The organism is Nesterenkonia ebinurensis, assembly GCF_008711175.1.
Lineage (GTDB): Bacteria > Actinomycetota > Actinomycetes > Actinomycetales > Micrococcaceae > Nesterenkonia > Nesterenkonia ebinurensis.
In genome coordinates, this window is the sequence record NZ_VWNF01000045.1 from 283165 (window position 1) to 298169 (window position 15005).

A 15005-nucleotide genomic window follows, 5' to 3' on the forward strand; every position below is an offset into this window, starting at 1 on the left:
GAATATGGCAGATCTCTTTACTGACTATCCGAAGGCGATGCAGCGCTCCACTGCCTTCGACGAGATGTTCTCCCGCGAGTCCGGTCTGCGTCCGGACTACTCCGGGGTCAATGATGTGCTGCAGTCGCTGAACCTCTCTGATGTATCCGCCCGGGCCGAGACCATGGCTCGGACCTTCCTGGACCGCGGGGTGACCTTTGACTTCGCCGGGGAGGAGCGGGCCTGGCCGTTGGACATTGTCCCGCGCATCATCCCCGGCGCGGAGTGGAACAGCCTCTCTGCCGGAGTGGCCCAGCGGGTCACCGCCCTGGAGATGTTCCTCAACGATGTCTATGACCGGATGGAGATCGTCCGCGACGGGGTGGTGCCGCGTTCGCTGATCACCACCAGCGCACATTTCCACCGCGAGGTGCACGGCTTCCCCACCCCCGGCGGGGTGCGGGTGCATATCTCCGGGATCGATTTGGTCAGGGACGACGCCGGCACCTTCCGGGTGCTGGAGGACAATGTGAGAGTGCCCAGCGGCGTCTCCTATGTGCTGGAGAACCGCCGGGCGATTGCCAAGGGGCTGCCGGAAGCGTTCACCGGCACCTCGATCCGTCCGGTGGAGGAGTACCCGCGCCGACTGCTCTCCGCGCTGCGGCGCACCGCCCCTGAAGGCGTGGATGACCCCACTGTGGTGGTGCTGACCCCCGGGGTGTACAACTCCGCCTACTTTGAGCACACCCTGCTGGCCGGGATGATGGGGGTGGAACTGGTGGAGGGCCGCGACCTGGTCTGCCGCGGCAACAGGGTCTATATGCGCACCACCGAGGGCGAGCAGCGGGTGGATGTCATCTACAAGCGGCTCGACGATGACTTCCTAGACCCTCTGCAGTTCCGGGCCGACTCGATGCTGGGGGTGCCCGGACTGGTCAATGCCGCCCGGGAGGGCAACGTGACCATCGCCAACGCGGTGGGCAACGGGGTGGCCGATGACAAACTGGTCTACACCTATGTGCCGGAGATCATCCGCTACTACCTGGGCGAAGACCCGATCATCCCGAATGTGGACACCTACCGGCTGGAGGAGCCGCAGGCACGTGAGGAGGTGATGGACCGGTTAGCGGATCTGGTGGTCAAGCCCGTGGACGGCTCCGGCGGCAAGGGTCTGGTGATCGGCCCGGCCGCCACGCCTGAGGAGCTGGAGGCGCTGCGCAAGAAGGTGCTGGCCGACCCGCGAGGCTGGATCGCCCAGCCGGTGCTGCAGCTGTCCACAGTGCCCACCCTGGACGGGGAGACCTTCGGACCCCGGCACGTGGATTTGCGTCCCTTCGCCGTCAACGACGGTGAGGAAGTCTGGGTGCTGCCCGGGGGGCTGACCCGAGTGGCGCTGACCGAAGGCTCCCTGGTGGTCAACTCTTCCCAGGGCGGCGGGTCCAAGGACACCTGGGTGGTGGACTCCGGCGGCAGCGAGCAGGCCCCGGCGGTACCCACCGCGGTGCCCTGGAGCACCCGGCGCAGCGCACGCTCCGCCCAGCGGGTCTGGCCCTCTGCCTTCCACAATCAGGGCAACCCCGCTGATCAGTACGACGAGCAGCAGCAACAGCAGAATCAGAGCTGTGTCGCGCCTTCGGCGCTCAAGCCAGCGTCGGGAAGGAGTTCTGATGCTCAGTCGGATCGCTGAGTCACTGTTCTGGATCGGACGCTATGTGGAGCGGGCCGATGGCACCGCACGGATCCTTGATGTGCACCTGGAGCGGCTGAATCAGCTGCCACTTGCCGAGCAGCGCACCGTTTCGGCCAATCTGCTGGCGGTGATGGGTGTGGACACTGAGGATGACGCCCCTGCTGGGCTGCCGCAGCTGCTGCGCAGGATGGCCTTTGACCTTGAGCAGGGAAACTCCATCGCCGGCTCGCTCTCCGCCGCCCGGGAGAACGCCCGGCGCGCCCGGGAGACCGTCTCCGCTCCAGTGTGGGAGTCGCTGAACGCCACCTGGAACGGGCTGACCAGTCACCGTCAGGACGTGGTGGGCACCTACCGGTTCTGCACCTGGGTGATTGAGCGCACCGCCACTGTGCAGGGCCTGGCCGACTCCACCATGAGCCGAGACGATTCCTGGCAGTTCATGGCCCTGGGCCGGGCCCTGGAACGGGCCGATATGACTGCCCGGATGCTGGCCACCGGTGATGAGGAGGCCTTCCGGCTCTCCTGGGCCAATATGCTGCGCTGCGCCGGAGCCTATGAGTCCTTCCTGCGCAGCCGCCGCGCCGCGTTCGGGGACTCCTACGCGGTGGAGTTCCTGCTGCTGGACCGGCTCTTCCCCCGCTCAGTGGTCTCCTCGCTGCGCCAGGTGGAGCAGGCGCTGATCGCCCTGGACCCGGAGTACACCCGCACCGGGAAGATGGACCAGGCCCGCAGGCTGGTAGGACAGGCCCGCACCTTCCTGGAGTATCACCACTCCCAGGACCTCATCGCAGAGCTTCCTGAGCACCTGGAGCGTGTCCAGGCCGCCTGCGCGGGGGCCTCCGATGCGATCACCAGCAAGTACTTCGCGCAGGCCGCTGAGCAGGCCTGGACAGGAGAGCAGGTATGACCCGGCTGCATGTCACCCACACCACCGACTATCGCTACGGGGCCCCGGCCACCGTCTCCTACAACGAGGCGCGGATGACCCCGCAGACCGATGCCGCCCAGGTGGTGCTGGAGACCGACCTGAAGATCTCCCCCTATGCCACCACCCTCTCCCACTACCGGGACTACTGGGGCACCAAAGTGCACACCTTCGACCTGCACTCCCGGCATGAGACGCTGCAGGTCACCGCCCAGGCCCTGGTGGAGGTTCACCGGTTTGAGAAGCCGCACGCTGCCGAGGGTCTGCTGGACTGGGCTGACCTGGCAGCTGATGAGAACTTTGAGCAGTTCAGCGACTATGTGCCGCAGTCCAAGCTCTCCGCTCCCGGGGACGAGCTTGCTGAGGCCGCACGTGACATTGCCTCCGGAAAGACCCCGCATGAGACCGCCCTGGCCCTGTTCGCCTGGCTGCGGGAGGAGATGGAGTACCAGCCCGGGCACAGTCAGGTCAGCTGGGACGCGGAGACATCCTTCAAGACGCGCAAGGGAGTCTGCCAGGACCTCTCCCATGTGGCAGTGGGCGCACTGCGCTCACTGGGGATGCCGGCCCGCTATATCTCCGGGTACATCCACCCGGACCCGGAGGCTGCGATCGGCACTGAGGTGGCCGGGCAATCGCATGCCTGGCTGGAGTGGTGGGACGGACGCTGGCACTCCTGGGACCCCACCAACCATAAACCTGCCGGAGAGCATCACATCCTGGTGGCACGGGGCCGGGACTATGCCGATGTCACCCCGTTGAAGGGCATTCTCTCCGGGGGCGGCCCGGAGACCACCCTCGAAGTCGATGTCAGGATTGTGCGTCAGGCCTGAGCAGCGCCTTCTGCCGGCGCTCCCTGCGTTTGTCGTTGAGTAGGCACAATCCGATGGCTACGGCGAAGAGCAGGGTCAGCGGGATCATGATGAAGAACATCGAGATCGCCATATCGCCGGGGGTGGCCAGGGCTGACATCACCGCGATCAGCATCACCACCCCCCGCCAGGAGCGCAGCACCTGCTGCCCGGTGATGATGCCCATCAAGTTGACCCCGACCAGGATCACCGGGATCACCATCGCGATCCCGCAGGCGATGAACAGGTGCAGCACAAAGGTGAAGTAGACATCCGGGGCAATAATGTTGGAGGTGCCCTCTGGGTTCAGGGAGAAGAAGAACTCCACCGCCCGCGGCAACAACGTATAGGCCATGAAGATCCCGGCCAGGAACAGCGGCACACTGGCGACGATGAACCCCATCGCATACCGCTTCTCCTTCTTCTTCAGCCCCGGCATGATGAAGGCCCAGATCTGATACAGCCACACCGGGGAGGAGATCACCAGACCCACGAACAGGGAGAGCCGGATCAGCAGATCCAGTGGCTGGCCGACAGCGTTGAACGCAATCGAGGTCAGCCGGGCATCCTCCCCACCACCATGCTCCAGCACTGGGGCAGCCAGGGTGGCCACCAGCCAGTCATAGAGAAAGAACCCAGCGACAGCACCCAGCACAATGCCAGCAACAGCGATCAGCAGCCGCCGGCGCAACTCGCGCAGATGATCCCTCAGCGACATCCGCCCCTCAGGATCACGCTTCTTCCGTCTGGATCCCCGCGGCGCCGGCCGCTCCCGTTCGGCCAGAGTCATGCAGGCTACGAATTATTGGGGTGGTCGCGGCGTTCCCGGCTCTTATGCACATCCGCGGTGGGATCGGTCTGCTCGATAGCCCGGGGCTCGGAGGCGCGGTCATCTGCAGGTTGGTCCTCCTCGCGGATGGTCTTCACCTCTGATTTGAAGATCCGAGCGGACTCGCCCAGCGAGCGGGCCAGCTTGGGCAGCTTGGTCGCGCCGAAGAGCAGCAGCAGGATACCGAGGATGATCAGCCACTGCCAGCCTTGAATTCCCATGAGAAAGTCCTTTCCTGATCCTGCACAAGGATACCTGGCCTGGCTCAGCGGGGGAAAACCAGCTGCTCCGCGGCACGCTGGGCGATCTCCCGGCGCAGATCCACCGGACGGATGAGCTCGATGTCCCCGCCGGCGCCCAGGCAGGTGCGGATGACTGCCTCACGGGTGCTGAAATGGGTGGAGATGGTCCGCGCACCGGTCCGCTTATCCGTATGCTGCCTGACGGGTTGGTACAAGGCAGCCTGGCCAGCGGCGAAGGGGGCGAAGCGCAGGATGACCTGCACTGAGCCCGCCGTGACCGGAACCTGCGGCCTAGGTGCCTCGCTGAGCTCGATCTGGGTGGCCTGCGCGGACTGCTCCTCATCAGCAAGGAGGTTCAGCTGCAGGATACGGTCCAGACGGAAGAACCGTTCGCCCTGCTCCCGGCGGCACCAGGCGCGCAGATAGGTATGCGGTCCGTCGTAGAGGATCTGCACCGGATCAATAGTCCTGTCTGAAGAGATGTTGCCGGAGGCGTCCTCATAGTCCAGGCTCACCGCGTGCTGGGCGGCGATGGCCTGCTGAGCGATGCGCAGCAGGCTGCCGTCGGCCGGGGTGCGGGCCAGTGACATGCTGTTCGCGGCCTGGGCGATGGACTCTGGAACAATATCGAGAATCTTTTGCTGGAGCTGCTCAGCGGCTGCCGCTATATGCTCCTCCCCCGGCGGGCAGACATCGATCAGTGCCTTCAGTGCGATCATCAGGCTCAGCGCCCCAGGTTTGGTCAGCGAGACCGGTTTGTCCAGGCTGTTAGTCCCGGCGCGGAGCACGATCGGCTCATCGGCTGCGAGATACTCGGCGACGAACAGCTCGTCATTGGGCTCCGGGTAGGGATGGAGGTCCAAGGTATCGGGGAACCCGTCGGTGTTGACCTGGGCGATGCTCAGCAGGTCACGCAGCAGCTGCGCAGGGGTGATGGCGTATTTGACCAGCAGCTGGCTGGGCGGCACACCCTCCGGCCTGGAGAGCAGCAGGGCCACCATGTTGATGACCCGTTCAGTCTTGGTGGCGGCGTCGTCCTTGCGCAGATTGGCCGGCAGGGTGGTGAGCTTGGGCAGGGTGTGCGGTGCTGTGCGCTGGTGGGCCTGCCTGGCGCCTTCCAGCGCTGCCCGGGCATCTGGGCGGCGTCCGGTGCTGTTCAACACTTCGCTGATATCCAGATCCTGGTAGAGCCCCTGCCGGATCTGTTCCAGCTGCACGGCATCTTCAGAACTGAGCCGGCTGCTGGGAAGCGTAGTGACCGAGCCGTGCACCCGGTCCAGTCGGTAGAGGCGGCGTTGACCCCGGTCCAGGTCATGGCCCACCAGATACCAATGGGCGCGGGCCCCGGTGCCCAGCGGCACCACCCGGCGGGGTTCGGCGGATTCTCGTCCGTAGCCGGTATAGCGAAAGGTCACCGGAGTCCCGGTGCCGCTCCGGGCCAGATCGATCAGTGTGGCAATCTCCGCATCGGAGCCGATGGAGGCCTGCAGGGCTTGGGGTTCATCAGCTGAGCTGATCCCCTCCGCATTCGGGTTGACCGCCCAGAGGGCGTGCTGCAGTCCGGCAATGTTGTTATTGGCAAACAGCAGCTGTGCCCGGTAGAGGGCCATCTGCTCCTCCGGACTGAGGCGGAGATCCGGCAGCCCGTACTGGCTGCGCGAGACCCGGTAGCGGTAGTCCTGCTCAGCGGTGGGTTCAGCCAACTCGATCCCGCAGCTGCGCAGGTGTTCCTTGTCATGTCCGAAGAGTTTGTCCAAGGCATCCTGTGCTCGCTGCCGCTCCGTGCCGTGCAGCTGCTCCAGGGCCTGGTGTCTGCTGCGGTAGAGCTCCACCTGCTCGAAGATCTCGGTGCGGGTCAGGCCGCCAGGCCGATTGAGCAGGGTGGCGGCCAGGGAGAGTGCACGGACCACACCGTCCTCGGCGTGGGCGGTCTGCTCGGGCCAGTACGGTTCGGCGTCCCCCTGCGGCATGCTGTCTAAGGTATCAGCCGGTCTTGTTCACCTTCACCAGATCCACAATGAAGATCAGGGTTTCGTTGGGCCCGATGGCAGCCCCGGCACCAGTTTCACCGTAGGCCAGGTGGGGTGGGATCTCTAGACGACGCCGGGCGCCCTCCTTCATGCCGATCAGGCCCTGGTCCCAGCCCTGGATGACTTGGCCGATGCCTGCAGTGAAGTCCAGGGGCGCACCGCGGTTCCAGGAGGCGTCGAACTCCTCACCGGTGGACCAGGAGACTCCTACATAGTGGCAGGAGATCTGGTCCCCGGGTGCTGCCTCAGGCCCGCCGCCGGGGATGATCTCTTCGATGACCAGCTCCTCGGGCGGGGTGTCGCCGGGGAAGTCCACCTCGGGACGGGTGCGGTCATAGCTGCGCTGTCCGAAACTCATCTGGCTCAGTCCTCGTCCTCTTCGGTGTCGCTGTCCTGGGGGTCGTCTTCGTCGCCGGCGTCGTTCTCCGGTTCCTCGCCCTGGAGGATGCCCTCCAGCTCCTCAATCGGGATCCCCATCTGTATGAACATCTCCAGCTCTTCCACCGAGACTCCGTGCTCCTGGGCGAGGTCCTCCAGTTCGGCGAGTTCCTCTTCGCTCAGCTCGGGGGCTACCGGCTGCTCCGGCTGCTGGGCGCCCATCTGAGCCTCGAGGTTGGCCATCATCGCCTCACCGTCGATGACCCGGACAATGTCGATCACAAAGATCAGGGTGCCGCCGGGGCTGCCTCCTTCGGTGAGGCCGGTCTCCTCATCATCGATCTCTCCATAAGCCTGCTCCGGGGGAACGATCAGCAGGATCCGGTCACCCACATGGTGGCCCTGCACGCCCTGGCTCCAGCCGTCGATGACACCGCGCTGCAGCATCTGCGCCAGCTCTTCTCCGACAGCGAACTCAAAGGGATTGCCGGCGGTGCCGTCATCGCTCCAGGAGGCATCGAACTCCTCCCCGTTGGTCCACTGCCAGCCACGGTACTGGGCGAAGACAAAGTCCTCAGGACCGATCTCCTCGCCCTCGCCGGCGATGAGCACCTCGGAGGTCAGCTCCTCGGGGGGCTCAGACTCGGGATCGTGGTCACCCAGCTCGGGGGCGGTGCCGATCTCCGAATCGATCTCCGGTAGGTCCCCGGACTGTTCCTGCTCCTCACCGTCGGCGTAGGTGGGGCTCTGGTCCAGGATCTCGAAGATGTACAGGGTGTCTGCGTTGACCCCCTCCGCCGGGTTGGCCAGAAGGTAGAAGGCCACCTCGGATCCGACGGTCACTCCTTGGGAGGTGAGCCCCTCGGCGAAGAACTGCTCGGTCTGCGCCTCGGAGGCGCTGAGTGCCGGCAGGGAGAGGAACGGGGCCAGCGGCTCCTCATGGGTGCTCTGCAGTACGGAGGCATCCTCAGGGTCCACCACGGTGAGGTGGTAGTCGATAAACCAGTCGTTGTTGAGCTGCTCGCCGCTGCCCTGGTTGACCACTTCGGCGGAGTTCTCGTCTGCCTCGAGCTCCTCGTAGATGGTGACCTCCGGCTGCTCACCGTCACCGGGGGCGTTGATCTCCAGGCTGTCGAAGACGCTGGTGTCCCCCAGGCCTCCTTCTGAGCCGGTCCCACCGTCCTCACCGCAGGCGGTGAGCAGCAGTGCTGCTGCGGCTGAGAGGGCGAGGGGGACTCTGGCGGTACGGTGGTTGTGCATCGGGGGAACTCTACTCTGCTGTCTGCTGATTTGTCAGATTACTGGGGGCTCGGCAGGCTCAGCCTGGGCGGCAAGGGCGTACTTATCACTCAGAGCCAGGCTCACTGCGCGCTGGCTGCGTTCCTGGATGCTCAGCTCACGCAGCTGGGTGCTGCGGTCGCCGAGCTTGTCCAGCAGGCTCTCCACGCGTTCATCGCGGACGGGGAAAGGGTCTTTGACCATCACGGCCTCCAAGGGCCGGTCAATGAGTTTGTGGTGCACCCAGTCCACCGTGGTCTCCGCACCGAAGGCCCGTGCGGTGGAGAGGAACTCCCCGCGCACCGCGGCCCGGGTGGACGGCGGGGTGATCAGCGCCTCCTCTACCTTCGCCTCGGTGAGGATCTCCTGGGCGCGTCGGCGGCGGACCAGCAGGTGGAAGAGTCCGCGCTCCGGATGTACATCGTGGTAGGCCATATCCAGCTGTTCTAGCCGCGGGTGGCCCATGGCCAACCCGCGCTGGGCGGCGACTTCGTCCACCAGTCGCTTTTTGATGGCCCAATCAATTTCGGTATCGATCAGATGGTGTTCGCCGGTCTCCACCGCGGTCAGGGCCCGTTCCCAGAGCTCCAGGACCTGCCCCACGTGCTCGTGGTGGTCGCCCTGTTCGGCCACGAAGCGCTGGATCCGTTCCAGCAGGCCACGCTGAATCTGCACCGCGGTCATCTCTTCCCCGCCGCGAATACGGACCCGGGCCTGACCGGTGAGGTCATGGCTGATCTGCCGGATGGCGCCGATCGGGTTCTCCAGCTCGAAATCCCCCACCGGGACACCGGCCTCAATCATCCGCAGCACCAGGTCGGTGGAGCCGTAGCGCAGCAGGCTGGTGGTGGAGGACATATTGGAGTCCCCGACGATCACGTGCAGCCTGCGGTGGGTGGCAGCGTCGGCGTGCGGCTCGTCCCTGGTATTGATGATCGGCCGGGAGCGGGTAGTGGCCGAGCTGATGCCCTCCCACATATGGTCTGCCCGCTGGCTGAAGGCGAAGTGCGGCGGCGTCTCCTCATCCCCCGGCACCACCCGGCCGGCCCCGGCGATGATCTGCCGGGTGATCAGGAAGGGCAGCAGGATGCCGGAGAGTCTGCGGAAGTGGGTGGTGCGCGGGATGAGGTAGTTCTCATGGCTGCCGTAGGAGTTGCCGGCGGAGTCCACATTATTCTTCAGCACGTAGACCTGGCCGGTGAACCCGTCGGCGGCGATGCGCTGCTCAGCGGCCAGCGCCAGGTGGTGCATGATCATCTCACCGGCCCGGTCGGAGGCGATGAGGTCGATCAGGTCATCACACTCAGCGGTGGCGTACTCCGGATGCGAGCCCACGTCCAGGTAGAGCCGTGAGCCGTTGGGGATGAAGATATTGGAACTGCGGCCAAACTCCACCACTGGGCGGAAGAGGTAACGGGCCAGCTCGTCCGGTGGCAGTCCTCGGCCGGGCAGCTGGTCGCTGGCTGGCCGGTGGATGAGGCCGAATTCGGTCTCGACCCCGTATATCCGGCGGTCCACGCCCTACTGGCCACCCTTCTGCACGAAGCCCTTGACGAACTCTTCGGCATTGGCCTCCAGAACGGTGTCGATCTCATCGAGCAGACTGTCCAGCTCCTGGGCCCGCTCGGCTGACTGCGGGTTTCCCTTGACCTGGCCAGAGTCTGCGGATTCGGGGGTCTCCTCCCCGCCGGGGCGGTTCGGCTGCTTCTGCGGCTGTGCTGACATGGTTCTATCTTATCGTGGGAAGGTGAACCTCAACTGAGCAGGTTCTGCAGGCCTGCCACCAGCTGTGCGTCCCCGGTGGCCTCGTTCAACACGGATTCGGCCTGTGCTCGGGTGCCGGAGAAGGGGTCGGAAAGATGCAGACGGACCGGCGGGGCGGCCGGGTCTGGTCGCAGCAGCACCTGGTCCCAGGAGGCCCCGGCCACTGCCTGGGAGTGCTGGCTGACCAGCTGACCGCGCAGCCAGGCTCGGGTCTCCTCCGGCGGATGCTGCGCGGCCCAGGCGATCTGATCATCGGTGAACAGCCGGCGCATCCGTCCGGCCCGGGCAAGCCGGTAGTAGAGCCCCTTCTCTTCCCGAAGGTCGTGGTACTGCAGGTCGATCATGCCCAATCGAGGCGAGTCCCAGTCCAGGCCGTCGCGCCGTCGGTAGGAGTCCAGCAGCTGCAGTTTGGCCACCCAGTCCACCCGGTCAGCCCCCAGAGCCGGATCCTGGCCCAGGTCGCTGAGCAGCTGCTGCCAGGCCTCAACCACCTCAGCAGTCTCAGTGTCCGGGGCGGTGGGCGGCAGCTGGTCCAGCACAGCTTCCAAATACTCCTGCTGAATCTGCAGTGCGGTCATCGCCCCGTGGTTGGTGTGCACCGTGGCGGTCAAGGTGGGGTCATGGGAGATGGTCCTCAGCGCCTGCACCGGATCGTAGAGGCGGATTCCGGGCGCCTTGCCCGCCTCGATGAGGTCAAGCACCAGGGCGGTGGTACCCACCCGCAGCCAGGCGGAGTACTCGCTCATATTGGCGTCGCCGATGATGACATGCAGCCGGCGCCAGGAGTCGAAGTGGGCGTGCGGTTCGTCCCTGGTGTTGATGATGGGGCGGCGCACCGTGGTCTCCAAGCCCACCTGCTCCTCGAAGAAGTCGGCCCGCTGACTGATCTGGTACCCGGTGACCTGGTTCCGCTGCCCGATGCCCACCCGGCCGGCGCCGCAGATGACCTGCCGGGTGGTGAAGAACGGCAGCAGCCCCTCCACCAGCTGGTCGAAAGGCAGGCTGCGCGGCACCAGATAGTTCTCATGCGCCCCGTAGGAGACGGATTTGTTGTCTGTGTTGTTCTTGTACAGCAGCACCTCAGGCGCCTCGGGCTCCTGGGAGAGCCGGGCAGCGGCAGCACGGGCTACGACGTCGCCGGCCACGTCATACAGCACAGCCCGCTTTGGGCCCACCGTCTCAGGGGCCGAGTACTCGGGGTGGGCGTGATCCACATAGAACCGGGCACCGTTGCCCAATACGAGATTCATCAGCAGCTGCGGCTGACCCTCTTTGAGCTCGAAGAAGTCTCCGCGCCAGTGGGCTGAGCCCGGCGGGTTGAACTCCTGCTCTGCTAAGTCGGCGGGGCTGGGGTCCCCGCCGGTGATATTGCCCAGCGCGTCCCGGATGGCATGCGGATCATCGGTGAGCTGGCTGGGGTGGGCGGCCGAACGCGGCAGCACCCAGCCGCGGGCGTCCACCAGCGGGGACTCCGACTGGTAATCCCATTCAGTGCCGGCCACCGCTCCCCCGGACTCGGTCACCTGGGCGGCATAGGCGTTGATCAGCTCGATGGACAGGGCCACATGGCTGGCCCGCGGGTTGGCTGGGGCATGGATTCCGTACTCGGTCTCCATGCCGATCAGGCGGCGCACGCTCACTGCGCCATCCCAATCCCGACGGCCATGGCGCGTTGCTCGGCAAGCTCCTGTTCGACGGCCTCGTGCAGGTGAGCCTCGGTGATTCCCTTGATCTCATTCTGCTCCGCACCGGCCAGGAACTCCTTGATGGCCAGCTTCTTGGCCCGGTCCACAATATTGCTCAGCACAGCCCCAGACATGAAACCGGCCTGCTCCGGGTAGAGTCGCTTCACCACCGTGTCGATCAGCGCACTGCGGGCCTCGGCGTGGCCGCCGTGCTGCTCTATCAGGGCTGGCCGCAGCGGCACCGAGGCCCCCAGGTGGATCTTCAGGATCTGGCGGGCACCATCTGCTGAGGGCCGCTGCACGCGGATCTTGACGTCCAGCCGCCCGGGCCGCAGGATGGCCGGGTCGATCATGTCCTCGCGGTTGGAGGCGCCGATGACAATCACATTGTCCAGGGACTCCACTCCGTCGATCTCGGCCAGCAGCTGGGGGACGATGGTGGTCTCCACATCGGAGCTGACTCCGGTGCCGCGGGTGCGGAAGAGAGCCTCCATCTCATCGAAGAACACCACCACCGGGGAGCCTTCGGAAGCCCGTTCCCGGGCCCGGGAGAAGATCACCCGGATATGCCGTTCGGTCTCTCCCACATATTTGTTGAGCAGCTCGGGGCCCTTGATGTTCAGGAAGAAGGCACCATTGCCGCTGTCATCCGCAAGGGAGGTGGCTACTGCCTTGGCGATCATGGTTTTGCCACAGCCGGGTGGCCCGTAGAGCAGAATGCCCTTGGGCGCTCGCAGCCCGTGCTCTCGGTAGAGCTCAGCATGCAGGAAGGGCAGCTCCACGGCATCGCGGATCTGCTCGATCTGCTCGGCCAGCCCGCCGATCTGCTGGTAGGAAATATCGGGAGTCTCCTCCAGCACCACATCCTCCACCTCGGAGAGCGGCACCACCTCGGTGGCGGTGCCTGTGCGCAGGTCCACCACTACCGCATCGCCGATCCGCACTGCCCGGTCCCCCTCGGCGGCCTGCACGGCTGCCGAGGAGAGCCGGACCACCCGCTCATCCTCACCGCGGGAGAGGATCACCAGGCGACCATCGGGCAGCACCTCCTTGACCCGGGCAATCTCACCGGTGCCCTCAGGCTCCAGCACCGCGATGATGGTGTAGTTCTCGTTGAGCAGCACCTCGTTGCCGGGGACCAGCTGCTCAGGCTTAATGAGCGGGGAGACCGAGACGCGCAGTTTGCGCCCGGAGTGCAGCACATCGCAGCCAGCGGCAGTGGCCGCGGCGATCTCCTTGCCCTCGGTGCGATCGCGGGCCTCCCGGTAGCCGATCACCGTGGCGAAGGTGAAGGGCGGCTGCCCGTCGGCCTCCAGTGCCTGCTTGAGCTGGTCGATCTGGCCGCGGGTGGCTTCCAGCAGGCCTTTCATCCGGTCGTTATTGCGTCCGGCAGCCTGAAGCTGATGATCCAGGTCCCGCTGGCGGGCACGCATGGTGTCTAACTGCCGGTGTGCCTGCTCCAGGCGGCTCTGCAGCGCTTCGGCGTCCTTCTGGGTGTCAGTGTCGGTCATCTGTGGGGACCTCCTTGGCTGCGTCAGCGTGCTTGATGGCGTTGGCGGCGGCGCGGCGGGCCTTCTTCTTGGATACCATGCGGGTCTTCAGGCTTTCTTCATCCCAGGTGGGTGGGGCGTCCTGATCAGCGGTGCCGGGCCAGGCTCGGGTGTCCTCCGGCGCCGGCTCGGAGACTTTCTCACGCCTCTTCAGCTCAAGCGGCAATTGGCTATCGGCCAGTCGGCGGGTCGAGAGCAGGAACCCGGTGTGGGCGACCATCCGGTGGTCGGGGCGCACGGCCAGACCGTCCAGGTGCCAGGTGCGCAGCATGGTCTCATGAGCTTCCGGCTCGGTGAAGCCTCCCGAGGAACGGATGGCCTCGGTGAGCCTGGAGAGCTGTGTCACGGTGGCCACGTAGCTGACCCATACCCCGCCGGGGGTCAGCACAGTCCGCACTGCATCCAGGCACTCCCAGGGGGTGAGCATATCAAGCACCACCCGGTCCACTCCCCCGGGGCTCTCAACCTCCAGGGGCTTCTGGGCGGCATCGCCGATGTGGATCTGCCAACCGGGGTGGGGCTGCCCGAAGAAGGCCTCCACGTTGCCGCGGGCGATCTCGGCGAACTCCTCGCGCAGCTCATAGGAGTTCAGGGTGCCGAAGTCCCCCACCGCACGCAGCAATGAGATGCTCAACGCCCCGGAGCCGACCCCTGCCTCCAGCACATGGGCACCGGGGAAGACATCGGCGACCTGCACAATCTGGGCGGAGTCCTTGGGATAGACCACTGTCGCCCCGCGCGGCATGGAGAGCACAAAGTCGTTCAGCAGCGGGCGCAGCACCTGGTACCGGTATCCCGCGCTGTTCTCCACCACGATGCCTTCTGGCTGGCCGATGAGCTGGTGGTGGTGCAGCACGCCTTGATGGGTGTGCCACTCACCGCCCTCAGTCAGAGTGATGGTGGACTTTCGGCCCTTGTAGTCGGTCAGCTGCACCCGCTGGCCGGCCTTCAGCGGCCCGGTGCGCATGTGCTTGCCGATGGGCCGCTGGCCCGTGTCCGATCCCCCGCTCATACGGCGGGAACCGGGTCGCGGACCAGCAGCTGGCGCAGATGCTCCACCCGGGCGCCGTCGAGGGTGTCGAAGACGTGCCACTGCCCAGTCTCCGGCAGCGGGGTGTAGTGCGGAATCGCGAGGGTGACCATGCCTGAGGCAGTTGCGGCAGCGGTGCCGGGCACGGAGTCCTCAATGGCGATGCAGCGGCTGCGCTGAAGCGGTGCACCGGTGCGCTCGGCGTGATCGGCGGCCATCTTGTCGAAGGCCAGGTGGTAGGCCTCGGGGTCCGGTTTGCCTGCGCTGACCATATCCCCGGTGACGATGAACTCCAGCTGCCCGGCCGGCAGTGCCTGGTGGATGGCCCGGGCCAGCGGGGTGAAGCTCATGGTCACCAGGGCCGCCCGGACCTGCTCGGCCTGCAGTTCGGCCAGCAGGTCACGGGCCCCGGGCCGCCAGGGAATGCTCTCAGCGCATTTAGCCACCACCTGGGCGGTGAGATGGTCGATGATCTGCTGGGCGCTCATCTGCACCCCGGCCTCCTGGAGGATGCCGGCGGAGTAGCTCAGCGCCTGGCCCACCAACAGGTGGGCTTTCTCCTCGTTCCACGTCCCGCCATGTGCTTTGACCAGCTTGTATTCGGATTCGATCCAGTAGGGCTCAGTATCGACCAGGGTGCCGTCCATATCCCAAAAAACGGCCTGCAGTTCTGACATGCCCACCATCGTACGCTTCCACCTGCCCGGTGTTCCTACTAGTGTGAGAAATGTGAGCGAGGATTACCGAGCATCGGACCCCACGGACCCAGACGCC

The 15005-nt window shown here is 65.7% G+C and carries 13 protein-coding genes and 1 pseudogene; 3 read left to right on the plus strand and 11 right to left on the minus strand.

Going from position 1 to position 15005, the window contains the following annotated elements; genetic code table 11:
• Positions 1-4 precede the first annotated feature (4 nt).
• Genes F0311_RS14170 through F0311_RS14180 form a run of 3 tightly spaced genes read left to right on the plus strand, consistent with a single transcriptional unit; the run spans position 5 to position 3427 of the window.
• Positions 5-1666 (plus strand): circularly permuted type 2 ATP-grasp protein, encoded by a 1662-nt coding sequence (locus F0311_RS14170; protein ID WP_150462570.1) that lies wholly within the window; start codon positions 5-7, stop codon positions 1664-1666.
• Positions 1647-2576 (plus strand): alpha-E domain-containing protein, encoded by a 930-nt coding sequence (locus F0311_RS14175; RefSeq protein WP_150462571.1) that lies wholly within the window; start codon positions 1647-1649, stop codon positions 2574-2576. The genes F0311_RS14170 and F0311_RS14175 overlap by 20 nt, the downstream gene beginning before the upstream one ends.
• Entirely contained in the window at positions 2573-3427 is an 855-nt protein-coding gene (locus F0311_RS14180) for a transglutaminase family protein (protein ID WP_150462572.1), read from the plus strand. Before F0311_RS14175 ends, F0311_RS14180 begins: the two co-directional genes overlap by 4 nt.
• On the opposite strand, the gene tatC is transcribed toward F0311_RS14180, so the two are convergent.
• From tatC to F0311_RS14235, 11 genes and pseudogenes are all read right to left on the minus strand, one after another.
• Positions 3405-4163 carry a twin-arginine translocase subunit TatC gene (gene tatC / locus F0311_RS14185; RefSeq protein WP_150462573.1) on the minus strand — a complete coding sequence of 253 codons (759 nt, stop codon included), beginning with the start codon at positions 4161-4163 and terminating at the stop codon, positions 3405-3407. The genes F0311_RS14180 and tatC overlap by 23 nt on opposite strands.
• A gap of 77 nt (positions 4164-4240) precedes the next feature.
• A complete protein-coding gene (gene tatA, locus F0311_RS14190; protein ID WP_150462574.1) occupies positions 4241-4495 on the minus strand; it encodes a Sec-independent protein translocase subunit TatA in 255 nt (84 codons plus the stop codon).
• Positions 4496-4539: 44 nt separating this feature from the next.
• On the minus strand, positions 4540-6486 hold the full coding sequence (locus tag F0311_RS14195; protein ID WP_150462575.1) for a helix-turn-helix transcriptional regulator: 1947 nt from the start codon (positions 6484-6486) through the stop codon (positions 4540-4542).
• Between the two features lie 13 nt (positions 6487-6499).
• Positions 6500-6904 (minus strand): FKBP-type peptidyl-prolyl cis-trans isomerase, encoded by a 405-nt coding sequence (locus F0311_RS14200; protein WP_150462576.1) that lies wholly within the window; start codon positions 6902-6904, stop codon positions 6500-6502.
• Between the two features lie 5 nt (positions 6905-6909).
• Entirely contained in the window at positions 6910-8184 is a 1275-nt protein-coding gene (locus F0311_RS14205; RefSeq protein WP_150462577.1) for an FKBP-type peptidyl-prolyl cis-trans isomerase, read from the minus strand.
• Positions 8185-8217: 33 nt separating this feature from the next.
• Positions 8218-9720: a Pup--protein ligase gene (gene pafA / locus F0311_RS14210; protein ID WP_150462578.1), complete on the minus strand. Its 1503-nt coding sequence runs from the start codon at positions 9718-9720 to the stop codon at positions 8218-8220.
• A 3-nt stretch (positions 9721-9723) separates the two neighbouring features.
• Entirely contained in the window at positions 9724-9927 is a 204-nt protein-coding gene (locus tag F0311_RS14215; RefSeq protein WP_150462579.1) for a ubiquitin-like protein Pup, read from the minus strand.
• Positions 9928-9956: 29 nt separating this feature from the next.
• Complete coding sequence (dop, locus tag F0311_RS14220; RefSeq protein WP_150462580.1) at positions 9957-11606, minus strand: depupylase/deamidase Dop; 1650 nt, start codon at positions 11604-11606, stop codon at positions 9957-9959.
• A 32-nt stretch (positions 11607-11638) separates the two neighbouring features.
• Positions 11639-13162, minus strand: a pseudogene (gene arc, locus F0311_RS14225) (proteasome ATPase); the annotation flags it as partial.
• Positions 13149-14213, minus strand: coding sequence for a tRNA (adenine-N1)-methyltransferase (locus F0311_RS14230; RefSeq protein WP_150462582.1), 1065 nt, complete (start codon positions 14211-14213; stop codon positions 13149-13151). The gene F0311_RS14230 and the pseudogene arc, both read right to left, overlap by 14 nt.
• Positions 14210-14908 carry an HAD family hydrolase gene (locus F0311_RS14235; protein ID WP_223881365.1) on the minus strand — a complete coding sequence of 233 codons (699 nt, stop codon included), beginning with the start codon at positions 14906-14908 and terminating at the stop codon, positions 14210-14212. The genes F0311_RS14230 and F0311_RS14235 overlap by 4 nt, the downstream gene beginning before the upstream one ends.
• Positions 14909-15005 lie beyond the last annotated feature (97 nt).

Excerpts from the sequence above, each read along its gene's own strand:
- F0311_RS14170 (WP_150462570.1), top strand. The coding sequence starts at position 5 with ATGGCAGATCTCTTTACTGACTATCCGAAGGCGATGCAGCGCTCCACT.
- F0311_RS14175 (WP_150462571.1), top strand. The coding sequence starts at position 1,647 with ATGCTCAGTCGGATCGCTGAGTCACTGTTCTGGATCGGACGCTATGTG.
- F0311_RS14180 (WP_150462572.1), top strand. The coding sequence starts at position 2,573 with ATGACCCGGCTGCATGTCACCCACACCACCGACTATCGCTACGGGGCC.
- tatC (WP_150462573.1), bottom strand. The coding sequence starts at position 4,163 with ATGTCGCTGAGGGATCATCTGCGCGAGTTGCGCCGGCGGCTGCTGATC.
- tatA (WP_150462574.1), bottom strand. The coding sequence starts at position 4,495 with ATGGGAATTCAAGGCTGGCAGTGGCTGATCATCCTCGGTATCCTGCTG.
- F0311_RS14195 (WP_150462575.1), bottom strand. The coding sequence starts at position 6,486 with ATGCCGCAGGGGGACGCCGAACCGTACTGGCCCGAGCAGACCGCCCAC.
- F0311_RS14200 (WP_150462576.1), bottom strand. The coding sequence starts at position 6,904 with ATGAGTTTCGGACAGCGCAGCTATGACCGCACCCGTCCCGAGGTGGAC.
- F0311_RS14205 (WP_150462577.1), bottom strand. The coding sequence starts at position 8,184 with ATGCACAACCACCGTACCGCCAGAGTCCCCCTCGCCCTCTCAGCCGCA.
- F0311_RS14215 (WP_150462579.1), bottom strand. The coding sequence starts at position 9,927 with ATGTCAGCACAGCCGCAGAAGCAGCCGAACCGCCCCGGCGGGGAGGAG.
- F0311_RS14230 (WP_150462582.1), bottom strand. The coding sequence starts at position 14,213 with ATGAGCGGGGGATCGGACACGGGCCAGCGGCCCATCGGCAAGCACATG.
- F0311_RS14235 (WP_223881365.1), bottom strand. The coding sequence starts at position 14,908 with ATGTCAGAACTGCAGGCCGTTTTTTGGGATATGGACGGCACCCTGGTC.